Source organism: Janthinobacterium darwini (assembly GCF_051380905.1).
In the GTDB taxonomy this organism is placed as follows: domain Bacteria; phylum Pseudomonadota; class Gammaproteobacteria; order Burkholderiales; family Burkholderiaceae_D; genus Janthinobacterium.
Genome location: NZ_JBNYXX010000002.1, coordinates 341,087 through 363,269, shown reverse-complemented (window position 1 = coordinate 363,269; position 22,183 = coordinate 341,087). Strand labels below are relative to the sequence as shown.

19 protein-coding genes are annotated in these 22,183 nt (G+C 64.3%); 12 read left to right on the top strand and 7 right to left on the bottom strand.

Annotated elements, in window-relative coordinates; translation table 11 throughout:
• Window positions 1–62 precede the first annotated feature (62 nt).
• The 3 genes from ACQ4WZ_RS17065 to ACQ4WZ_RS17055 all read left to right on the top strand — a co-directional run bounded on the left by ACQ4WZ_RS17065 (window position 63) and on the right by ACQ4WZ_RS17055 (window position 2,101).
• Entirely contained in the window at window positions 63–527 is a 465-nt protein-coding gene (locus tag ACQ4WZ_RS17065; protein ID WP_101482918.1) for an FKBP-type peptidyl-prolyl cis-trans isomerase, read from the top strand.
• Window positions 528–623: 96 nt separating this feature from the next.
• Window positions 624–1,556, top strand: coding sequence for a cysteine synthase A (cysK, locus tag ACQ4WZ_RS17060; protein ID WP_436574043.1), 933 nt, complete (start codon window positions 624–626; stop codon window positions 1,554–1,556).
• Window positions 1,557–1,699: 143 nt separating this feature from the next.
• Window positions 1,700–2,101, top strand: coding sequence for a ribosomal maturation YjgA family protein (locus tag ACQ4WZ_RS17055; RefSeq protein ID WP_436574042.1), 402 nt, complete (start codon window positions 1,700–1,702; stop codon window positions 2,099–2,101).
• A gap of 85 nt (window positions 2,102–2,186) precedes the next feature.
• Here ACQ4WZ_RS17055 and ACQ4WZ_RS17050 read toward each other — a convergent pair whose 3' ends face one another.
• The 3 genes from ACQ4WZ_RS17050 to ACQ4WZ_RS17040 form a co-directional block, all read right to left on the bottom strand.
• Entirely contained in the window at window positions 2,187–5,000 is a 2,814-nt protein-coding gene (locus ACQ4WZ_RS17050; protein WP_436574041.1) for a M16 family metallopeptidase, read from the bottom strand.
• 79 nt (window positions 5,001–5,079) lie between these two features.
• Window positions 5,080–5,442 carry a conjugal transfer transcriptional regulator TraM gene (traM, locus tag ACQ4WZ_RS17045; protein WP_436574040.1) on the bottom strand — a complete coding sequence of 121 codons (363 nt, stop codon included), beginning with the start codon at window positions 5,440–5,442 and terminating at the stop codon, window positions 5,080–5,082.
• Window positions 5,443–6,171 carry a P-loop NTPase family protein gene (locus tag ACQ4WZ_RS17040; protein WP_101482913.1) on the bottom strand — a complete coding sequence of 243 codons (729 nt, stop codon included), beginning with the start codon at window positions 6,169–6,171 and terminating at the stop codon, window positions 5,443–5,445. It abuts the gene before it with no gap.
• A 212-nt stretch (window positions 6,172–6,383) separates the two neighbouring features.
• On the opposite strand from ACQ4WZ_RS17040, the gene ACQ4WZ_RS17035 reads away from it, so the two are divergent.
• Window positions 6,384–8,156, top strand: a complete 1,773-nt coding sequence (locus ACQ4WZ_RS17035; protein WP_436574039.1) for a GGDEF domain-containing protein — start codon at window positions 6,384–6,386, stop codon at window positions 8,154–8,156.
• Here the strand turns inward: ACQ4WZ_RS17035 and ACQ4WZ_RS17030 are convergent.
• Complete coding sequence (locus ACQ4WZ_RS17030) at window positions 8,146–8,628, bottom strand: CinA family protein (protein ID WP_101482912.1); 483 nt, start codon at window positions 8,626–8,628, stop codon at window positions 8,146–8,148. The genes ACQ4WZ_RS17035 and ACQ4WZ_RS17030 overlap by 11 nt on opposite strands.
• Window positions 8,629–8,851: 223 nt before the next feature.
• Here ACQ4WZ_RS17030 and ACQ4WZ_RS17025 point away from each other — a divergent pair, with 223 nt between their 5' ends.
• Genes ACQ4WZ_RS17025 through ACQ4WZ_RS17015 form a run of 3 tightly spaced genes read left to right on the top strand, consistent with a single transcriptional unit; the run spans window position 8,852 to window position 14,073 of the window.
• On the top strand, window positions 8,852–9,469 hold the full coding sequence (locus tag ACQ4WZ_RS17025) for a TOL_0243 family YfiR-like periplasmic protein (protein WP_166674687.1): 618 nt from the start codon (window positions 8,852–8,854) through the stop codon (window positions 9,467–9,469).
• A complete protein-coding gene (locus ACQ4WZ_RS17020; protein ID WP_436574038.1) occupies window positions 9,470–11,500 on the top strand; it encodes a sensor histidine kinase, YfiR-like protein-associated in 2,031 nt (676 codons plus the stop codon).
• Complete coding sequence (locus tag ACQ4WZ_RS17015; protein ID WP_101482909.1) at window positions 11,497–14,073, top strand: EAL domain-containing protein; 2,577 nt, start codon at window positions 11,497–11,499, stop codon at window positions 14,071–14,073. Before ACQ4WZ_RS17020 ends, ACQ4WZ_RS17015 begins: the two co-directional genes overlap by 4 nt.
• 1 nt (window position 14,074) lies before the next feature.
• On the opposite strand, the gene thiL is transcribed toward ACQ4WZ_RS17015, so the two are convergent.
• The gene (gene thiL / locus ACQ4WZ_RS17010) at window positions 14,075–15,055 is read right to left on the bottom strand and encodes a thiamine-phosphate kinase (RefSeq protein ID WP_436574037.1); all 981 of its coding nucleotides are present in this window, start codon (window positions 15,053–15,055) and stop codon (window positions 14,075–14,077) included.
• Between the two features lie 89 nt (window positions 15,056–15,144).
• On the opposite strand from thiL, the gene ACQ4WZ_RS17005 reads away from it, so the two are divergent.
• Window positions 15,145–15,750 (top strand): hypothetical protein, encoded by a 606-nt coding sequence (locus ACQ4WZ_RS17005; protein WP_436574036.1) that lies wholly within the window; start codon window positions 15,145–15,147, stop codon window positions 15,748–15,750.
• On the opposite strand, the gene ACQ4WZ_RS17000 is transcribed toward ACQ4WZ_RS17005, so the two are convergent.
• Window positions 15,747–16,268 (bottom strand): MarR family winged helix-turn-helix transcriptional regulator, encoded by a 522-nt coding sequence (locus ACQ4WZ_RS17000; RefSeq protein WP_101482906.1) that lies wholly within the window; start codon window positions 16,266–16,268, stop codon window positions 15,747–15,749. The genes ACQ4WZ_RS17005 and ACQ4WZ_RS17000 overlap by 4 nt on opposite strands.
• A 121-nt stretch (window positions 16,269–16,389) precedes the next feature.
• Here ACQ4WZ_RS17000 and ACQ4WZ_RS16995 point away from each other — a divergent pair, with 121 nt between their 5' ends.
• The 4 genes from ACQ4WZ_RS16995 (at window position 16,390) to ACQ4WZ_RS16980 (ending at window position 21,074) form a co-directional block, all read left to right on the top strand.
• Complete coding sequence (locus tag ACQ4WZ_RS16995; RefSeq protein ID WP_436574035.1) at window positions 16,390–17,577, top strand: MFS transporter; 1,188 nt, start codon at window positions 16,390–16,392, stop codon at window positions 17,575–17,577.
• A 40-nt stretch (window positions 17,578–17,617) separates the two neighbouring features.
• Window positions 17,618–18,211 carry an SMI1/KNR4 family protein gene (locus ACQ4WZ_RS16990; protein ID WP_436574034.1) on the top strand — a complete coding sequence of 198 codons (594 nt, stop codon included), beginning with the start codon at window positions 17,618–17,620 and terminating at the stop codon, window positions 18,209–18,211.
• Window positions 18,204–18,563 carry a hypothetical protein gene (locus tag ACQ4WZ_RS16985; RefSeq protein WP_436574033.1) on the top strand — a complete coding sequence of 120 codons (360 nt, stop codon included), beginning with the start codon at window positions 18,204–18,206 and terminating at the stop codon, window positions 18,561–18,563. Before ACQ4WZ_RS16990 ends, ACQ4WZ_RS16985 begins: the two co-directional genes overlap by 8 nt.
• Before the next feature lie 192 nt (window positions 18,564–18,755).
• On the top strand, window positions 18,756–21,074 hold the full coding sequence (locus tag ACQ4WZ_RS16980) for an NADP-dependent malic enzyme (protein WP_436574032.1): 2,319 nt from the start codon (window positions 18,756–18,758) through the stop codon (window positions 21,072–21,074).
• 56 nt (window positions 21,075–21,130) lie between these two features.
• On the opposite strand, the gene ACQ4WZ_RS16975 is transcribed toward ACQ4WZ_RS16980, so the two are convergent.
• Entirely contained in the window at window positions 21,131–21,967 is an 837-nt protein-coding gene (locus ACQ4WZ_RS16975) for a universal stress protein (RefSeq protein WP_436574031.1), read from the bottom strand.
• Window positions 21,968–22,183 lie beyond the last annotated feature (216 nt).

Here is a 22,183-nt window from a genome sequence, read left to right as displayed (position 1 = left end):
TTGGCATTCCCTGCCGGTTGGCTGGCCAGGGATCTCACCGAAACTCACTGAAAGAATACATCATGACGCGTAGCTCCGTTTTGTTTGCCCTGATCTGCTCCGTCGCCGCGTCGCTGGCGCAGGCACAGGCGCCAGCGCCTGTTCCCGCCTCCGCCGTCTCGCTGAGCCCCGGCCCTGTCGCCGATAAATTGATTCTGATCGACAACAAGGTCGGTACGGGCAAGGAAGCGTCCGTCGGCAGTAACGTCACCGTGCACTACACGGGCTGGTTGTACCGTCCCCTGGCGAAAGATTCGCGCGGCAAGAAGTTCGACAGCTCCGTGGGCCGTGGCCCGTTTGACTTCCCGCTTGGCAAGGGCATGGTCATCAAGGGCTGGGACCAGGGCGTGGCGGGCATGAAAGTGGGCGGCAAGCGCACCCTGATCATTCCAGGCGAGCTGGCCTATGGCTCGCGCGGCGCCGGCAATGGCGACATTCCGCCGAACTCGGCACTGATCTTCGACGTGGAATTGCTGGACGTTAAGTAATTGTTCACTTTGGCGGTGGCGCATGCTCGCGCTGCTGCCATCAGCGCTCTGAAACGCGGTAGACTGGGGTTTCTTGAAATAGCGGAGATTGCTTCCATGAACATCGCCAACGACGTCACTGAACTGATCGGCAACACCCCCCTGGTGCGCATCAACCGCATCGCCGCCGGCAGCGTGGCCACCATCCTGGCCAAACTCGAATTCTACAATCCCGCCCACAGCGTCAAGGACCGCATCGGCCTGTCCATGATCGTCGCTGCTGAAGCGGCGGGCAAGATCCATTCCGATACCGTCATCGTCGAGCCTACCAGCGGCAATACGGGCATCGCGCTGGCCATGGTGTGCGCCGCACGCGGCTACCGCTGCACCCTCGTCATGCCCGACACCATGAGCCGCGAGCGGCGCATCCTGCTGCGCGCCTATGGCGCCGAACTGGTGCTCACGCCCGGCAGCGAAGGCATGTTGGGCGCCATCCGCAAGGCCGAGGAAATGGTCGCGGCCGATCCGCGCTACCTGATGCTGCAGCAATTCAACAATCCCGCCAATCCCGCCATCCACCGCGCCACGACGGCCGAGGAAATCTGGCGCGATACGGATGGACAAGTCGATATCGTCGTCGCCGGCGTGGGCACGGGCGGCACGATCACCGGCATCGGCGAGGTGCTGAAGGAACGCAAGCCTGGTCTGCAAGTGATTGCCGTGGAACCGGAAGCGTCGCCGATGCTGTCGAAAGGCACGAAAGGGCCGCACCCGATCCAGGGCATCGGCGCCGGTTTCGTGCCGCAGATACTCAACACGGCCATCTACGACGAAATCATTTGCGTCAAGAACGACGATGCCTTCGCCACGGCGCGTCTGGCCGCCAGCGATGAAGGCTTGCTGGTCGGCATCTCGTCGGGCGCCGCCCTGTGGGCTGCCCTGCAAGTGGCGCAGCGTCCGGAAAACGCGGGCAAGACCATCGTCACCATCATCCCGTCGTTTGGCGAGCGCTACCTGAGCACGGCCTTGTACGCGGGCCTGGGCGACTGAGCGTCGTCCCGCCCGGCGGTGCAGCGCAAGGGTGCCGGTTGAACTTGCCATGGCGAAATATGCGCCAGGCTGGCACGGCAGGCGCAGTACAATATCGGACGGGCCGCAATGGTTCGGCCCGAATTGTGTCTTTGAATGGAAATATGTTCCTGGTAAAACCTGAACGCCGCCGCCTGCTGCAGGTGGGCGCAACCGTGGCTGTCATCGCGCTGGGCCTGGCCTCGCGCGCTTATCCCCAATTCCTTCCTGCCGCGCTCGGCAAATATCCGGGCGACGCCCTGTGGGCCATGATGATCGTCTTTGCCCTGGGCGCGATCGCCACGCGCATGCGCACGTGGCAGCTGGCGCTGACTTCGCTGCTGATCTGCTTTGCCGTCGAATGTGGCCAGTTGGTCCAGGCGCCATGGATCGTCGAGCTGCGCGCGCATCACCTGGGTCACCTGGTACTGGGTTCCACCTTCGGCTGGGCCGACTTGATCGCCTACACGGCCGGCGTGGCCGTGGCGGCGTTCATCGACAAGCTGGCGCTGTTCAAGCGCCGCTGAGCTTTGATATGTGGGGCCAGTTCCTTCGGAATCGCAATGCGTCCCATTGGGACACGTTCCCCTGACAGGACTAGCCCCCTCAGTATCACTTGACGTTACCCTCCGCGTCGCGCAATTCCACGGGTGCCAGTTTGAGTTTGCTCAATTGCGGGGCGATCTTCGCCTTGTCGCCCACGCCGATGACGATCAGCTTTTCCGGCTGCAGGTATTTCTTCGCCATCTGCTGCACCTGCTTGTCCGTCACGCCCGCAAAGCGCTGCGGCAGGGTCGCGTAGTAGTCCAGGCCCAGGCCGTAGATATACACATTGGCCATGCTGGCACTGATGCTGGCATTCGTCTCGAACTGGCCCGGCAGCGACAGCACCTGCGAATTGCGCGCATTCGACAATTCCTTGGCCGTTAACGGCTTGGCGATCATGGCGCGGATTTCCTTGAAGGTTTCCGACACGGCCGGACCCGTCACGTCGGTGCGTACCCCTGCCGCGATGGAGAACGGTCCCGGCTGGCTACGGTACTGGAATTGCGAGCGCACGCCATACGTGTAGCCCTTCTCTTCGCGCAAGTTATTACTCAGCCGGCTCGTAAACAAGCCGCCCAGCGCCGCATTCATTACTTGCAGCGGCGCATAGTCGGGCGTCGTGCGGGCCACGGCGATGGTCGACAGGCGCACGGCCGTCTGCGGCGCGCCCGGCTTGTCGACCAGGATCAGCCTGGCTTTCGTCGTGGCCGGCGCCGCTGTCACGGACGGCGCCACCGTGCCAGCCTTCCAGCTGCCGAACTTGGCTTCGGCCAAGGCCTTCAATTCCGCAGCGCCGATATCGCCCGAGACGATCAGGGCCGCATTGTTGGGTACATAGTGCTGCTGCCAGAACGCCTGCAGGTCGGCGCGGCTGGTGGCCTTCAGCGCCGCTTCCGTGCCCAGCTGGATGGTGCCGTACGGATGTTGCGGACCATACAGGGCCGCCGCTTCCACGCGGGCCGCCACGGCCCCCGCGTTTTCGCGCTGCTGCGCCAGTTCGCCGATGCGGCTGGCGCGCTGGCGCTCCACCTCGGCCGAGGGGAATTGCGGGTGCTGCACCACGTCGGCCAGCACGTCGAGCGCTTGCGGGAACGTGGTTTTCAGCGAAGTCAGCTGGGCGAACGAGGCATCCGCACCGGAACCCGTGCCCAGGAAAGCGCCCAGTTGTGCCACGTCGTCGGCGATCTGCGGCGCGCTGCGCGTGGCAGTGCCTTCCTGCAGCATTTGCGCCGTAAAGCCCGACAAGCCCGGCTGCGCCAGCGGATTGGCGCCCGAGCCGCTTTTCACCACCAGCTGGCTAGCCACCAGCGGCACGGCCGGGTTGTAATTGTGGATCACCGTCAAGCCATTGCTCAGGGTGAAGGACGTCGCTTGCGGCAGCACGATCTTCGGCGCCGGACCGGCTTTTGGCACGGTACTGCGCCATGGCTCGTCCGCATTGATGGCCGTGCCTGGCGCCGCCTTGACCTTGCCCGGTGCCGGTGTCGCCACTTCCGCGCCCAGGTCCGGCGTGCCCGGCACGCCATACACGACCACGCGCGCCTGGTTTTTCAGGTAGGTGTCGACGGCGCGCTGTACGCCGGCCGCCGTCACCTGGCGGTAGCGTTCGATATCCTTGCCCAGGTAGCCGGGGTCGCCCAGGTACTGGTTGTACTGGTTCATCATGTTGGCGTTGCCACCCACTTTTTCCACCTGGCTCAGCATGGCGGTCTCGATGCTGTTGCGGGCCCGCTCGATTTCCTTCTCGGTGGGGCCCTTGGCACGCAACTGCTCCAGCTCCGCCTGCATGGCTTGCTCGATTTCCTCGGGCTGGTGGCCGGGACGGGCCGTCACGTCGATGGTAAACACGGAGGTGAGGGCGTTCGAACTCTGGTTGGCGCCCACGTCCTGCGCTATCTGCTTGTCGTACACCAGGGATTTGTACAGGCGGCTGGACTTGCCGCCGGCCAGGATTTGCGCGGCCATCGACAGTTCCGCGTCATCCTTGGCGTAGGCGGACGGCGTCAGCCAGGCCATGAAGACGCGCGGCAACTCGACCCGGTCCTGCACCACGACTCTGCGTTCCTGCGTGATGGACGGCGTCACGACATCGGGCTTGGCCACGGCGGGGCCGCTCTTGAAGCTGCCAAAGTATTTGTTGACCAGTTCCTTGGTCTTCGCCTTGTCGATGTCGCCGGCGATCACCAGGCTGGCGTTGTTGGGACCATAGTATTTGGTAAAGAATTCCTTGATGTCGGCCAGTTTGGCATTCTGGATATCCGCATGCGAACCGATGACGCTGGCGTAATACGGGTGGGTTTTCGGGAACAGCTGGTGGTACAAGGCTTCCTGCACGATGCCATAGGGCGCATTTTCCACGCTCTGTCGGCGTTCGTTGCGCACCACGTCCTGCTGGTTCGTCAGCGCCGTCTGGTCGAGTACGTCCAGCAGATAGCCCATGCGGTCGGAATGGGCCCACAGGGCCAGTTCCAGTTGGTTCGACGGCACCGTGTCGAAATAATTGGTACGGTCGAAATCCGTGCTGCCGTTCGAATCGGTGGCGCCCGCGCCTTCCAGCAACTGGTCGGCCATGCCGCGCGGCACGTGCTTGGTGGCGGCAAACATCATGTGCTCGAACAGATGCGCAAAGCCCGTCAGCCCCGGCGCTTCATTCGCGGGACCCACGTGATACCAGACATTGACGGCCGTGACGGGCAATTTATGGTCTTCCACCAGGATCACGTCGAGGCCATTCGGCAGCGTGTATTTTTCGTAGGTAACATCTGGCACGGCCGTGGCTGCCGTCGCGGCGGCCGCACCGGCGGCGTGGGCGAGGGTGAGCGGGGCGCCGTACAGCGACAGCATCAGGGCGGGAATGGCCAACAGTTTGATCGGTTTCATGCATGCTTCCAGGCTAGGGTGGGGGAAGATGCTGCGGCTCGCTCGTGGCTGGCGCAGCGCGATGGTGCAACGGTCGGTGCTACAGTTTATACAGCAGGGCCGCGCCGCCCAGCACCAGCAGCGCGCAGGCGAGCGAGACGATGGCGGCCGCGCCCAGCAGGCGCCATTCGCGCGGCGTGAAGCCGGCCGGCGATGGCGCGGGTACGGGCGCTTTCGGCGCTGGCTGGGCCATGGCTGCCGCCGGCAGTGCCGGCAAGCCGCCCGCCGCGCGTGCCTGCGCCGCCAGCGCTTGCGTGGCGGCGTCCAGCAGGGCCAGTTGGCGCTCGACGGTTTCCGCCAGCACCGCTTCGTTCAGCGCCACCAGGGCGAATATCGGGTCGTCAACGTCGATCTTGATGCCCGTCTTGTCGAACACGTGACTGCGCAGTTTGTGCTGGTCCATCTACCATTGCACCTTGTCGAGTTGTTCGAAGATGTCGCGGTAGACGACCTTGATGCGCTGTTTTTCCATGATGTTGAACTTGTCGTTCTGCAGCACTTCCTGCATCGTCAGGCGTGCCGTGTTCATTTTCTTGACATCCGCGCCGAAGGTGTCGGGATTGCGTTGGCTCAAGGTGATGCTGCCCTTGACGCGAGCGCGGTTGTCGGCATACGACTGCGATTCGACAAACTGCTTGCCGGACGCCGATTGCAGCAGGCCGAAGTGTTCGTTTTGCCACAGCACCAGCGGCACTTTCGTCGCTTGCGCCGTGGCGACAAAACCCGTGGCCGTGTCGTGCAGGGTATCGCCGCCGCCGACGATGGTGTGGATATACACCTTGCGGCCCGATTCTTCCAGCAGCGAAAAACAGTCGTTTTCCAACAGGTAGCCCATCAGCGGCGAAAATGTGTTCGCGCCATTGTCGACCACGCAGTTGCCGTCTGTGTCGAGGATATCGATCATCAGCGCGTCAAAGCGTTTCGGGTCGATGTTGCGCGCATCCGTCATCACGGGCACATGCTTGACGTTCATTGCCTTGTAGCGCGAGAACGTGGCGTTTTCCTGATCAGTGTCATAGCAGCGCAAGGGCGTGTCGTCCTTGCCGCCTATCCATTGGGCCAGCAGGGTCGAAACGAGGGTCTTGCCGATGCCGCCCTTGCCCTGCAGGATGAAATGTACCGTGTTTTGCATTGCGACTACTCCAAGTTGTTGCGTCAGTGACAATCAAAGATCCGTGACGGCGGCGCGCGCGCCCGGCGAGGCCACGAATGGCATTTTTACCACAATCCTTTGCAAATATGCCATGCGGAACAGCGAATCTGGTTATGATGTTAATCAGGATACCATTGATACAGAGCAAGTTTTGTGTGAAAAATCCACCCCAGAGTGTGAACGAGGACGCAGTGCCGATCTCCAGTCTCGATAAAGCCGATATTGACCGTCTGAATCAGCAAGCCCTGTCTTGCCTGGTTGGCAACCGCCGCCAGGCACGCCGGCTGGCGCAGATGGCGCTGACGGCGGCGCAACGGCAACAGTATGCGCGCGGCGGCGCGTATGCGGAACTCAATCATTGCTGGCTGGCGTATTACGCGGGCGAGGCTGAGCCGTCGTGCGAGCGCCTGGGCGGGTATTTCCAGCATAGCGGCGACCTGGAAGGGGGCATGGAAGTGGCGGCCCTGCAGGGCGCGTATGCGAGCCGGCGCGGCGACTTTGCCGATGCCGAGCAGCATTTCCTGCAAGCGCGCAGCCTGGCCGCGCAGATACCCGACTCGCTGCACAAGTTCATGCTCTACGCGCGCCTGGGCGTCGATGCCCTGAACCGTGGCGATACGCAGGACGGCCCGCGCAATTTTTTGCTGGCACTGGACATCGCCGAGCGCTTCGGCAGCCCTGCGCACCGGGTCAACAGCCTGTCGAACCTGGCGTCGTCGCAGCATGACCTGGGCAACGATGAAGATGCCATTCCCCTGCTGGTCGAGGCGCTCGACATCATCGGCACGCAAAAGCTCAAATACCAGCAAACCATCGTCTCGGCCAACCTGGCCATGTGCCTGCTGGCCACGGGCAAACCGACCGAAGCGCTGGCGCTGGTGGAACCGTTTTACGAGTGGCCGGAAGAAGACCTGGCCGTGCGCGCCTTCTTGTTTTGCATCGCCGCCCACGCTGCCATCCTGCTGCAACAGCCCGATAGCGCCTTGCAACTGCTGTTGCGGGCCGAAGAATACGCGCGCCGGGGCCAGGACCTGGAAGAGCAGATGCATGCGTGGCTGGTGCGCGGCAAGCTGGACCTGCACGCGGGCCAGACGGCAGATGCCTTGGCGTCCCTGACGCAGGCGCACAGCCTGCTGAGCTGGACGCGCAACCCATTCCACCAGCAGCAGATCTTGCGGGGACTGGCCGACATCAATGCCCAATTGGGCGAATGGGAAGCCGCGTATGGTTTCCTGCAGCAATACCAGGCCGCCTACGAGGCCGGCAGCAGGTCGGCGCGCGCCTCGCGCAGCCTGATGCGCAACCTGGAAAAGGAAATGCACAGCCTGAAAGCCGAGCGCGACAAGGCGCTGGAACTGCAGGCGGCGCGCGAGACGGAAAACGCCAAGCTTGAGCACCTGAACCGCGAACTGGCGCACCAGATCCTGCATGTCAATTCCCTGCAGGACAGCCTGAAGGAGCAGGCCATGCGCGACCACCTGACGGGCCTGTACAACCGCCGCCATTTTGAAACCTGCCTCAATGCCATCCTGCACGAAGCCGATGCAGATGCGCCCGTGGCCATCGCCATCATCGATCTGGATTTCTTCAAGCGCGTCAACGATACCTACGGGCATAATTTTGGCGATGAAGTGCTGATCCAGTTCGCGCGCCTGGTGGAAAGCCAGCTGCGCGGCAGCGACATGCTGTGCCGTTATGGCGGCGAGGAATTCTGCCTGCTGTTGCGCGAAGCCGACAGCACCATCGCGGCGCACAAGATCGACGATATCGCTGCGCGCTACCGTCAGTTGCTGATCCAGCAGGCGCCGCACAGCCTGACCGGCTGCACCTTTTCGGCCGGCATCGCCGAATATCCGCGCCACGGCGCCGGCCGCCACGAATTGCTGATGCGTGCCGACAGCGCCCTGTACGCGGCCAAGCAGGCCGGCCGCGACCGTGCCTGCATCGCCGACGCTACTGGATAAAACGCAGCAGTTCGCGCAGGGCGTGCGCCACCGCCTGCTCGCGCACGGCCTGGCGATCGCCCGCAAACACCAGTCGTTGCGTCTGCACACGCCCGTCCATGGCCCAGCCGAAGCAGACGGTGCCAACGGGCTTGCCGGGCACACCGCCCGTGGGGCCGGCAATGCCCGTGGTCGAGACGGCCACCTGGGCCTCGCTGTGGGCCAGGGTACCTTGCGCCATGGCGGCGGCCACTTCCTCGCTGACGGCGCCATGTGCGGCGATCAGCTCGGCGGGCACGCCCAGCATGCTGCTTTTGGCCCCGTTGGAATAGGTGACGAAGCCCCGTTCGAACCAGGCGCTCGACCCGCTGATGTCGGTGACGGCCTGCGCCACGCCGCCGCCCGTGCACGATTCGGCCGTGGCCAGCAGCAGGCCCTTTGCCTGCAAGGCCAGGCCGACCGCGGTGGAGAGGGGGATGTGTTCCTTGCTCATGGATGACTCCTGCATGCGGTGAAAATGGTGGCAAGACTGTAGCATGGTCAACGGCAAAAGAAACTTTCCCCGGTAACAGCGAAAATGCGTACACTCTTTTATACATTTGCTACCACTTCGGGCCGGCAGGCGCTCTGTCGCTGCGCCACCCTGGTGCGCATCGCTCGAACCGGCAAGCGGCATGGTGCCGCGCCTTCGTATGCATTCTCTTTACTCGGTTGTCATGGCAATTTTGAACTGGTCCTGGTGGCGTCATCCTGGCCCCCTGCGCCGCCCCGTGCGCGGCGCCGGCCGCCGCTCCCTCCGCTTGGGCTGGCTATTGCTGCTCCTGGGCGTGCTGTGCGCCGATGCGCGGGCGCAGGTGCCGGGGGAGCTGGAACGCCAGGTCAAGGCCGGGTATCTGTACAAGTTTGCCGGCTATGTCGAGTGGCCAGACGGCAGCTTTGTCCGGCCAGACTCTCCGCTGGTGATCGGCGTGGCTGGCGCCGATGCGCTGGCCGAGCAGCTCGAACAGAGCGTGGCCGGGCACAGCGTCAACGGCCGCGCCGTGCAGGTGAAAAAAGTGCGCCGCGGCGAAGCGCTGGCCGGGCTGCACGTGCTGTACCTGGGCGCGCTGGATAAAACGGCGCTGCAGGAGATGCTGGCCGCCAGCCGTGGCCTGGCGTTGTTGACGGTGTCCGATTCGGATGAGGTCTACGCGATGGGCAGCATGATCAATTTTGTGATGGCCGAGGACAAGGTGCGCTTCGACGTGGCCCTGAAGCCCGTGGCGCAGGCGCATATCCGCATCAGCGCGCGCATGCTGCTGGCCGCCTATCGCGTGCAGACGGGGGGCGCCTAGATGATCAGACTGCGTTCCATCCGCCACAAGCTGATGTCGGTGGTCTTGCTGACCGCCCTGGTGGCGCTCGTCATTTCGCTGGGCACCATCGTCGTCTACGACTTGCGCGCCTACCACCGCAACCTGGTAGCCGATATCAGTACTCAGGCCGAGCTGCTGGGGCACATGAGCTCGGCCGCGCTGGCCTTCGACGACGAACGCCTGGCGCTGGAAAACCTCAACCTGATGCGCATCCGCCCGCGCGTGACGGCCGGCGCCCTGTACAAAGCCGATGGCAGCCTGTTTGCCAGCTATCGCGCAAATGCGCATGTGGGCGAGCTGCCGGCGAAGGTGGGCAAGGAAGGTGTAAGCATCCAGGGCAGCTCGGTGGAACTGTTCAAGCCCATCGTCGACAATGGCGAATTGCTGGGCACCGTGTATCTGCGCGCCGATTACGAGCTTGCCGGCCGCGCGGCCGACTACCTGGCCATCGCGTTGGGCGTGACGGTGCTGGCGCTGCTGGTGGCCTTGCTGCTGCTGCGCCGCCTCGATTTCGTCATCACGCAGCCCATCCTCGATATCGCCGACGTGGCGCGCGAAGTGATCGAGACGGGCGACTACTCGCGCCGCGCGCGCAAGCTCAGCGTCGACGAAGTGGCGCAGCTGGTCGATTCCTTCAACAAGATGCTGGCCGAGATCGAGCTGCGCACGCACGCGCTGGAGCGCTCGAACGGCGAGCTGGCGCGCGAAGGAGAGCAGCGCACCCACGCGCAGCAGGAAGTCATGCGCCTGAACCAGGAACTGGAAGTGCGCGTGCACGAGCGCACGATGCAGCTGGAAATGACGAATGGCGAGCTGGCCATGGCGATGGAAGAGGCGCGCAGCGCCAACTATGCGAAGTCGGCGTTCCTGTCGTCGATGAGCCATGAATTGCGCACGCCACTGAACGCCATCCTGGGTTTTGCGCAAATCCTCAGTTCCGACCGCCTGCCGTCGACCCTGGAACAAAAAAAGGAGTTCGCCGGCCATATCCTGAAATCGGGGCGCCACTTGCTGACCCTGATCAATGAAATCCTCGACCTGGCAAAGGTGGAGTCGGGCACGGTCAGCCTGTCGCTTGAACCCGTGGGACTGGACGCCATCTTGCAGGAATGCCGCGACATGATCGCGCCGCTGGCCAGCCAGCGCGGCATCGGCATGGCTTTCCCCGACGCCTGTCCCCTCAACGTGCTGGCCGACCGCACGCGCCTCAAGCAAATTCTGTTGAACCTGCTGTCGAATGCGCTCAAGTACAACCGGGAACAGGGGCAGGTGGCCATCGATTGCGCACCGCAGGTCGGCGGACGCGTGCGCATCAGCGTGCGCGATACGGGCGTGGGACTCGATGCCGAACAGGTGGCGCTGCTGTTCCAGCCCTTCAACCGACTGGGGCAGGAGGGCGGCACGGAAGAAGGCAGCGGCATCGGCCTGGTGGTGACCAAGCGCCTGGTGGAATTGATGGATGGCAGTATCGGCGTGACGAGTGCGCCCGGCGAAGGCAGCACGTTCTGGATCGAACTGCGCGTGGTCGATGCCGTGCCCGTCCCGAGCGCACCGGCCTTGCCGCGGCCGGACCTGGCCGGCGCGCTGCTCGACAATAGCGCCCCCGTCACCTTGCTGTATGTGGAGGACAATCCCGCCAACCTGACCCTGGTCGAGGAAATCGTGCGCTACTGCCCCCAATTGCAGCTGCTGACGGCAACGGATGGCCGCCTGGGCGTGGAGATGGCGCGCACGCATTTGCCGCAGTTGATCCTGATGGACATCAACCTGCCCCATGTGAATGGCACGGATGCGCTGAAACTCTTGCGCGCCGATCCGCGCACGGCGCACATTCCCGTCATCGCCCTGACGGCCAATGCCATGCCGGGCGATGTGGAGCGCAGCATGGCGCTGGGCTTTTACCGCTACCTGACCAAGCCGATCAACCTCGATGAATTTACCGAGGCGATCAACAGTACCCTGGCCTATGTGGCGCAGCAGCGCCGGCAGAAGGGAACAGGCGCGCCATGATCAGCCAGGCCGATATCTATGCGGCGAAAATTCTTATCGTCGACGACCAGGAAGTCAATTTGCGCCTGCTCGAGCATTTGCTGGGCGGCGGCGGCTACACGGCCATCTCCAGCACTCTCGATGCGCGTGCCGTGGCCAGCCTGCACCAGCGCCATCAGTTTGACCTGATCATCCTGGATCTGGTGATGCCCGGCATGAGCGGCTATGCCGTGATGGACGCGCTGCGCCCGCTGGAGCTGGAAGGCTATTTACCCGTGCTGGTGATCGCCGCCGACCCGGACGCCAAGCTGGCCGCGCTGGAAGCGGGCGCGCGCGACTTCATCAGCAAGCCCTTCGACGCGCTCGAAGTGCTCACGCGCATACGCAACATGCTTGAAGTGCGGCTGCTGCACCGCGCCGCGCGACACTACAACACGCTGCTCGAACGCACGGTGGGCCAGCGCACGGCCGAACTGCAGCGCTTTCGCGGCGCCATGGACGCCACCACCGACGCCATCTTCCTCGTCGATGTGCTGGGCATGACCCTGGTCGACGTCAACGACGGCGCGTGCCGCCTGCTCGGCTATGCGCGCACCGAGCTGCTGGCGCTGGCGCCCGGCACCTTGCTGCCATCGCCGCCGGCCCCGCCCCTGGCCGCGCTGCCGGGCGGCCAGGCCCACCTGGCCACGGAAGTGACGGAGTGCGAGCTGGTGCGGCGCGACCTGAGCCTGGTGCCCGTGGAACTGGGCTGGCACTGGTATGCACAAGCGCCCGTGGCGGGTGGGCAGGGTGCGGGCGGCCTGCTGCTGATCGCCGTGGCGCGCGACATCAGCGAGCGGCGCCAGGCGCAGGAGCGCCTGAAGCACCTGGCCCACTATGATGGCTTGACGGGGCTGCCGAACCGCAGCCTGTTTTACCAGACCCTGGCCCAGGCCGTCGAACTGGCGCAGGAAAAAAGCTGGCGCATCGTGGTGCTGTTCATCGCGCTGGACCGATTCAAAAGCATCAACGACACCCTGGGCGCAGCGCTGGGCGACGAATTGCTGCGCCAGTTCAGCAACCGCCTGGTCGAATGCGTGCGCCTGCGCGACACGGTGGGGCGCCTGGGCAACGACGAATTCGCGCTGATACTCACCATGAGCCGCAACCAGCAGGAAGCCGTGGCGGTGGCCAACCAGGTGCGCGAAGCCTTGCGCGCGCCGTTCGACTTGCGCGGCCACGCGGCCACCCTGACGGCCAGCATCGGCATCGCCATGTATCCGGACGACGCCACCGACCCGGAAACGCTCATTAAGTACGCGAATACGGCCATGGGCGGCGCCAAGCAGGCGGGGCGCGACGGTTACCGCTTTTTCACGGCTGGCATGAACGTGCAGGTGCTGGCGCGCCTGGACCTGGAACTGGCGCTGCGCCATGCGCTGGAACACGAGCAATTCATCCTGTACTACCAGCCCAAGGTGGATTTGCGCACGGGCCGCATCAGCGGCGTGGAAGCGCTGCTGCGCTGGCGCCGCCCCGGCTACGGCCTGGTGGCGCCGGCCGAATTCGTGCCCGTGCTGGAAGACACGGGCCTGATCGTGCGGGTGGGCGCCTGGGTGATTCAGGCTGCCTGCCGCCAGATCGCCGAGTGGCGCGACAGCGAAGTGGGGCCCGTGCATGTGGCAGTGAACGTGTCGAGCCGCCAGTTTGCCGAAGGCGACCTGGAAGGCGAGGTGACGCGCGCGCTGGAGCAGCACAACGTGGCGCCGGAACTGCTGGAACTGGAGCTGACAGAAACGGCGCTGATGTCGAACGCCGAGCGCACCATCGTCGTGCTGGGCAAGTTGAAGAAAATCGGCGTGAAAGTGGCCATCGACGATTTCGGCACCGGTTACTCCAGCCTTGCGTATTTGCAGCGCTTCCCCATCGACAAGCTGAAAATCGACATTGCCTTCGTGCGCAACATCACCAGCAATCCGAACGATGCGGCCATCGCGCTGGCCATCGTCAGCATGGCGCACAGCCTGAAACTGAGCGTGGTGGCCGAGGGCGTGGAGTCGCGCCCGCAGCTGGAATACCTGCGGCGCAACCGCTGCGACGAGATCCAGGGCTTTTATTTCAGCCGCGCCCTGCCGGCGCTGGAACTGGGGCAGATGATCGTCGCCGGCGCCGGCCTGCCGCCCGGCCACGACCCGGCCGCCCAGCCGGCGCAGACCCTGCTCATCGTCGACGACGACGTCAACGTGCTGTCGTCGCTGCACCGCCTGTTCCGTCCCGAAGGCTACCAGATCCTCACGGCCAGCACGCCGGCCGAAGGGTTTGAAATGCTCGCCCTGCACCGCGTGCACGTGATCGTCTGCGACCAGCGCATGCCCAGCATGAGTGGCACGGAGTTCCTCAGCAAGGTGAAGGAACTGTACCCGGAAACGATCCGCATCATCCTGTCCGGCTACACGGGCCTGGAAGCCGTGCTCGACTCGATCAACCGGGGCGCCATCTACCGTTTTTATACGAAACCGTGGGATGACACCCAGCTGCGCGACAACATCCGCCTGGCCTTCCAGCACTACTGGATGGTGAACCAGCCGGGACTGGCGCGCTTGGCGGTGCGCTAGCTCAGTCGCTGAAGTGGTCGAAAGAACTCAAGGCCAGATCCAGCGGCTGCCCGGCTGCATCGACCAGCCGCAAGCCTGATTGCGCCTCGATGCTGCCCACGCGCGTGACAGGCGTGCCGCAGCTTGCCGCCAGGGCGGCGATGGCATCGCGCGACGAGGCGGGCGCCGTGAAGCACAGCTCATAATCGTCGCCGCCGGCGGCCGTGTAGCGGCGGCGCAGGCCGGTTTCCTGCTGCGCCAGCACGGGGCCGGCCGGCAGGGCGTCGACGTCCAGGGTGGCGCCCACTTGCGAAGCCTTCAGAATATGGCCCAGGTCGCCCACCAGGCCGTCCGAAATGTCGATGGCAGCATGCGCGAGGCCCGCTTCCGCCAGGGCGCAGCCCAGCGCCACGCGCGGCGTGGGCGTGTGCATGCGCGCGGCGGCTGCCAGCAGGTCGGCTGGCGCCAGCTCCTGTTCCATGCGGTAGCCGGCCAGCGCCAGGCGCGCGTCGCCCACGGTGCCGCTGACCCAGATATCATCGCCCGCCACGGCTGCGCTGCGGCGCAGGGCCTGGCCCGGCGCCAGTTCGCCGAACACGGTGATGCAGATGTTCAGCGGGCCCTTGGTGGTGTCGCCGCCGATCAATTCGCAGCCGAATGCGTCGGCCAGCGCAAACAGGCCTTCGGCGAAGCCGGCCAGCCAGGCGCGCTCGGCTTGCGGCAGCGACAGGGCCAGCGTGAACGCTACGGGACGCGCGCCCATGGCGGCCAGGTCGGACAGGTTCACGGCCAGGCTTTTATGGCCCAGCATGCGGGCGTCGGCGCCGGCAAAGAAGTGCCGGTCCTCGACCAGCATGTCCGAGGAAATGGCGATCTGCTTGCCTGCACCTGGCGTGAGCAGCGCGCAATCGTCGCCAATGCCCAGAGTGGCGCGGCCGGGGCGCTGGCGCACGAAGTATTGTTTGATCAGGTCGAATTCGGAAAGCGCGTCGTGTGGGGCCATGGCGTAGTCTGTGCGTTGAATGATGGTGTGGCCCGGCTATTATAGGCTGGCCTACAATACAGGCCTTTGCCACTGCCGAGCAGCTTACTATGCCCATCCTCGATATTCACGTCCTGTTGCAATCCTGGCTGGACCATGGCTGGCTGCGCGACCCGCAAGCCGTCGGCCTGGCCACCTTCGAGGCGCAGGAGCTGGTGGCGCACGGCTTCTATGCCGTCAGCGACGTCGACCAGCTGTGCCTGTACGAGGACGAGCGCCTGTTCCGCAGGGGCAAGCGGCCGGTGCATGTATTGTTCAAGGCGTTTCTGCAGCGCGGCCAGCTGGTCGCGAATAGCCTGGGCCTCGGTGATCAGGTGCACCTGGCCGGTTTTCTGCGCGCGGCGCGGCAGCCTTTGCCGGCGTTTCGCGTGCTGCTCGAGCAGGGGGGGCGCAGCGGCGCCCTGCTGTTCGACAGCGGCCTGGTGCTGCAGTTTTCCGCCAACTTGTGGGGCAAGCCCCGTCATTACTACCTGACCCTGGTCGAGGGACATGTGGCCGACGCCCATGTTCCGGATCGCGACAGCGATATCGACTTGCGCGCGGCCAGCGTGGGCCATGTCCAGGCCCTGTACGACAGCCGCGACCCTGCTGAACTGAAGCGCCTGGCACGGCGCGGCAATGCGGCGCTGCGCGAACTGGCGGGCCTGCTCGCTTAGCCTTTCTTCGCCTGGGCCATACCCTGCAGCAGCTTGGCCAGCAACTGGTCGAGCTGGCGCTGCTCGTCCGCGCTGAGCGCCGACAGCATGGCGCGCTCGTTCTCCACGTGCAGCAACACCAGCTGTTCAATCAATGCCAGGCCCCGGGGCGTCAGGGCCACCAGCACGCCGCGCCGGTCCGTCGGGTGCTTCTGGCGTTCGATCAGGCCTGCCGCTTCCAGCCGGTCGATGCGGTTGGTCATGCCTCCCGAGGACAGCATGGCCGCCTCGTACAGTGCCGTCGGCGTCAGGCTGTACGGCGCGCCTGAGCGTCGCAGGGTCGCCAGCACGTCGAATTCGCCCGGTTGCAAGCCATGTTCGGCGAACAGCGGATTGAGCCAATCGCGCGCCATCAGCTGCGCCACCGTGCCCAGCTGGCCCACCAGCTGCATGGCGCCCGTATCCATCTGCGGCAGCTCGCGCTGCCATTGTGCTGCGGCAAATTGCGCGCGCGTATGTTCTTGCGGGGTAGTTGTCATGGCTAGGTATTTATCTCGACATCAAGATAGATTTCTATCTCTATGTTAAGATACTTTTCATCGAGTTATTCTATGACGCATTAAACCATGTGCCTCCCTGCGAGGCAAGGACTACTATCCCATGCCATCCTTACGCCCCGACACCGCCCCCCCTCTCTCGTCCGCCCTGCTGGTGGCCGCCATCATCCTGCTGGGCCTGAACCTGCGCCCCATCCTGGCCGCCATCGGCCCCTTGCTTGACAGCATCCAGGCCAGTACGGGCATCAGCAACGCCGACGCGGGCTTGCTGACCACCGTGCCCGTGTTCGCCATGGGCGTGTGTGCGCTGGCGGGTGCGCAGCTGCAGCGCCGTCTGGGCGTGACGCGCGGCATCTCGCTGGGCATCGCCATCATCGCTTGCGCCTGCGCGCTGCGCTGGCCCTTGCATGGCAGCGGCGGCCTGATCGCCACGGCAGCCCTGGGCGGCCTGGGCATTGCGCTGGTGCAAGCCTTGCTGCCAGCCTTCATCAAGCGTCATTTTCCCGCTCGGGCGGGCCAGTTGATGGGGTTTTACACGACGGGCATCATGGGCGGCGCGGCCATTGCCGCCGCGTCCGCCTCGCCGCTGGCACAGTCGCTGGGCTGGCAGGCGCTGCTGGCCCTGTGGGCGCTGCCCGCCGTGGCCGCCGCGCTGCTGTGGCGCCGTGCTGCCGCTTCGCGCGTGGAGGTGGCCAGCGGCGCAGGCGCCAGCCTGCCCGTGGGCAGCGGCCGCGCCTGGCTGTTGATGGTGTTTTTCGGCATCGGTACGGGCGCCTACACGCTGGTGCTGGCCTGGCTGCCGCCGTTTTACACGGAACTGGGCTGGAGTGCGGCCGACAGCGGCTTGCTGCTGGGTGCCCTGACCCTGGTGGAGGTGCTGGCGGGACTGGTGATTTCAAGCATCATCCACCGCTTCCCCGACCGCCGCATCCTGCTGCTGTCCGTCTTGCTGTCCGTGCTGGCGGGCCTGGCTTGCCTGATCGTGGCGCCCGCGCAACTGGCCATCCCCGCCGTGATCCTGCTGGGCTGTGGCATCGGCGCCCTGTTTCCCCTGTCGCTGATCGTCAGCATGGACCACGTGCGTGACCCGGCCGGCGCCGGCGCACTGCTGGGCTTTGTGCAGGGCGGCGGCTACATCATCGCCAGCAGCATGCCCTTCATTGCCGGATTGATCCGCCAGCATTCGTCCAGCCTGGCCCAGGCGTGGATGGTGATGGCCGGTGGCGTGGTGGTGTTATTGCTGATCGCGGTGCGCTTTGCGCCGGGAGGCAGGCTGGCTCAGTCGCGCTAGCGTGCGCATGGCGTGTGCTGGCAGCTGATATATTTCGCGCATGAACATCGTCGACCATTATTTAGCAGGCTTGCGCAAGGCCTTGCCGCCGGAACCGCTGGCGGAGCTGGCGCTGGCCAGCGGCGCCAGCACGGCACAACTGGCCAGCTTGCGCCGGGCCTATCCGTTGTGCCCGGACAGCTTGCTGCACTTGCTGGGCAAGTACAACGGCACCTATTATCAGAAGTATGCCGGCGGCACGGTGCTGGTGTATATGCTGGGCTCGGACGTGTTCGAGTATCCGTATTATCTGAGTTCGGTCGAGCAGATCCTGGAGGATGGGCAGGCGAACCAGCGCAGCATCGCCGATATTTACGGCCATTACCTGAAAGACGATCCCGGCATCGTCGACGCCCGCATCGACGCCGCTATTCAGCAGGGCCAGCGCCTGTGTTTTTCGCATTGCATGAACAATGGCGGCTCCTCGCGGCTGTATATCGATTTCACGCCGGCGGCGTCGGGCAAGGTCGGGCAGATCGTGCGCTTCCTGCACGACCCCGACAACTACCAGGTCATCGCCGACAGCTTCGACGCCTATCTGCAAATGCTGATCGACGACGGCTACGGCTTCCTGATTGAGGAAAATTTTGAATAGCCCAGCCACCCCGCCATCGCTGCTGCCCGCCAACCGCCGCATCGTGCTGTCCGGCGAGGATGCGTTGCGCATCCTGTGCGAGATCGAATTCCTGCTGCAGTCGCTGCATCACATCGGCCGCCATTATTATCCCGACGGCGCCGATGACGGCGCCGATGCGCTGCGCCGCGCGCAGTATTGCGCAGAGACGACACGCTTCATTGACGAGGAGCAAGCCACGACCCGTCTGGCGCTGATGCGCAGCATCCTGTCCGCGCCCTTCGACACCACCCTGGGCGCCGACGAGATGGACGATATCGAGCGCGCCGTCGAGGCATTGCCGCTGTGGCGTGCCCCTGGTTCTCTATCGTAAAAATTAATTGAAATTTAAAATTTGATAGTTTTTCCTGCTAAGGACGTTTGTGCCGCCGGACGGCCTTACAATGCTAGGTTATGCGTTTTCGTGATATCAGACTGTGGCTAGCGGAAAATACCTAGCTAATTGAAAGAATCGGTCTGATAAAATCCGGAACACCCGATCGACCAAACAGGAAGGCAGCACAGCATGGATTCGTCATCTGATAAAAAAGAAGAATTGCGTCAACAATTGCGCTTGGCCGCACTCGAATATCACGAGTGCCCGCGCCCCGGCAAAATCAGCGTGACGCCCACCAAACAACTGACCAACCAGCGCGACTTGGCGCTGGCCTACTCGCCGGGCGTGGCGGCACCCTGCGAAGAAATCGTCATCGATCCGGCCAATGTCTATAAATATACGGCGCGCGGCAACCTGGTGGCCGTCATCACCAACGGCACGGCCGTGCTGGGACTGGGCAATATCGGCCCGCTGGCCGCCAAGCCGGTGATGGAAGGCAAGGGCGTACTGTTCAAGAAATTCGCCGGCATCGACGTCTTCGACATCGAAATCAACGAGATGGACCCGGATAAACTGGTCGACATCATCGCTTCGCTGGAACCGACCTTCGGCGGCGTGAACCTGGAAGACATCAAGGCGCCCGAGTGCTTCTACATCGAGCGCCAGCTGCGCGACCGCATGAAGATCCCCGTCTTCCATGACGACCAGCACGGCACCGCCATCATCGTCGGCGCGGCCATCCTGAACGGCCTGAAAGCCGTCGGCAAGAAAATCGAGGACTGCAAGCTGGTCGTGTCGGGCGCGGGCGCCGCAGCGCTGGCCTGCCTGGACCTGATCGTTGACCTGGGCTTCCCCCTCAAAAACATCTACGTCACCGACCTGGCCGGCGTGGTCTACAAGGGCCGCACGGAACTGATGGACCCGGACAAGGAACGCTTCGCGCAAGACACGCCGCTGCGCACCCTGGCCGAGATCATCCCGGACGCCGACATTTTCCTCGGCGTTTCCGCCGGTGGCGTGCTGAAACAAGACATGGTGCGCAAGATGGCGCCGAACCCGCTGATCCTGGCGCTGGCCAACCCGAATCCGGAAATCCTGCCGGAAGAAGTCAAGGCCGTGCGCAGCGACGCCATCATCGCCACGGGCCGTTCGGACTATCCGAACCAGGTCAACAACGTGCTGTGCTTCCCGTACATCTTCCGCGGCGCCCTCGATTGCGGCGCAACGACGATTACGCGCGAGATGGAAATCGCCGTCGTGCACGCGATCGCCGACCTGGCGCATGCCGAGCAGTCGGACATCGTGGCCACGACGTATGGCATCAGCAACCTGTCGTTCGGTCCTGAATACCTGATCCCGATGCCGTTCGACCCTCGCCTCTTGATCAAGATCGCCCCGGCCGTCGCCAAGGCAGCCGAGGAATCGGGCGTCGCCACGCGTCCGATCAAGGACTTGCAAGCGTACGCGGACAGCCTGCAGCAATTCGTCTACCGCAGCGGCACCTTCATGAAGCCGCTGTTCCTGATGGCCAAGTCCACTCCGGCCGAACTCAAACGCATCGTCTACGCCGAAGGCGAAGAAGAGCGCGTGCTGCGCGCCGTGCAAGTGGTGGTCGATGAAAAACTGGCGCGTCCTATCCTGGTCGGCCGTCCACCCGTGCTTGAAGCGCGCATCCAGAAGTTCGGCCTGCGCCTCAAGCAAGGCGTCGACTTCGACGTCATCAACCCGGACTTCGACGAGCGCTATCGCGATTACTGGAACACGTATTACGCCATGACCAGCCGCAAGGGCGTCACCGAGGAATACGCGAAGCTGGAAATGCGTCGCCGCCATACCCTGATCGGCTCGATGATGATCCACAAGGGCGATGCTGACGGCATGATCTGCGGCACCTTCGGCACTACCCAGCTGCACCTGAAATACATCGACCAGGTGCTGGGCAAGCGCGCCGGCAGCAATGTCTACGCGGCGATGAACGTACTGATCATGCCGGAGCGCCAACTGGTGATGGTCGACACGCACGTCAACGAAAACCCGGATGCCGAGCAGCTGGCCGAGATCACCATCATGGCCGCCGAAGAGATGACCCGTTTTGGCCTGTCGCCGCGCGCGGCCCTGCTGTCGCATTCGAACTTCGGTTCCAGCGACAGTGCCTCGGCGCAAAAGATGCGCGCCGCGCTGGCCATCATCAAGGAACGCGCGCCGGACCTGGAAATCGACGGCGAAATGCACGGCGATACGGCCCTGGACAGCAAGCTGCGTCAAAAAATCATGCCAAACTCGGCACTGAAGAACGACGCCAACCTGCTGGTCATGCCGAACATCGAATCGGCCAACATCGCTTACAACCTGGTGAAGACGGCAGCCGGCAACGGCATCGCCGTGGGCCCGATCCTGCTCGGCTGCGCCAAGCCCGTGCACATCCTGACGCCATCGGCCACCGTGCGCCGCATCGTCAACATGACGGCACTCTGTGTCGTTGATGCCGTAGCACAACGCAAGGTCTGATCATTAGCACTTCCTGAAAGCCGCGCCATCCGCCAGGGTGGCGCGGCTTTTTTACGTCAGTGCGCCATCAGCACGGGCAAGGTCATCTGGCGCAGCACCGTTTCCGTCACGCCGCCCAATAAAATTTCGCGGAAGCGCGCGTGGCCGTAACCGCCCATCACCAGCAGCTTGGCATGCACTTCGGCGGCCATGGCCAGCAGCGCCGCGCCGATGTCGCCCGTGGCGACGGCCGGGCGCACTTCCACGGGCACGCCATGGCGGCTCAGGTAGGCGGCGATGTCGGCGCCCGGATGGCGGGCCGGCTGCGCATGGCCGGCCGGCGGGTGCAGCAGGGCCAGCACTACCAGGCGCGCCGCGCGCAAGAGGGGCAGGGCGTGGCCGATGGCGCGCGTCGCTTCCATGCTGCCATCCCAGGCCACCACCACGGTGTTGTTTGGCGCTGCAAACTGGCCGCTGCGCGGCACGATCAGCACGGGGCGGGCCGCGTTGAGCATCACGTAGGGCACCAGGTCGCTCATGGCGCCGGGCAATGCCTCGCTGTCGTCATGCTGGCTCAGTACTGTCAAGTCGCTGTAACGGGCGCTGACGGCCATGCCGCCATCTTCATCGTCTTCGATCAGGCGCCTTTCCAGCGAGACGGCGCCGGCCTGGCGCGCCAGCGTCTCAAACTGGTCGAGTGCCCGTTCCGCCTGGCCGTGCAGTGCTGAAATCTGCGCCGCCACGGCGCCACCGCGCATGCCGCGATTGTTTTCCAGGGTAAAGCGCGACATGCCCGTCATCGCCGCGCCGATCAGGTGCGCCTGGTGCGCGTGCGCCAGCTGCGCCGCGATGGCGATGCGCTGCGGCGCATGACGCGACAGGTCGGCGTGGACCAGGATGGATTTGTAAGCCATGTTGTCACTCGGTAGTCAGGATGGCAACAAGGCTAGAACGGCAACACGGGCAAGTCCAGCATTGCCGTGCCGGATGGCGTTTTTCTTATGCGGGACTTGATATGGGTCAAAAAGAGACAGACCATGGTCATTTGCAATCCCATCGCGACAAAATGCCGACCTACTTGATATGCATCAATATGCTCGCGGCGCAGCCAGCGATAATGGTCGTGAACT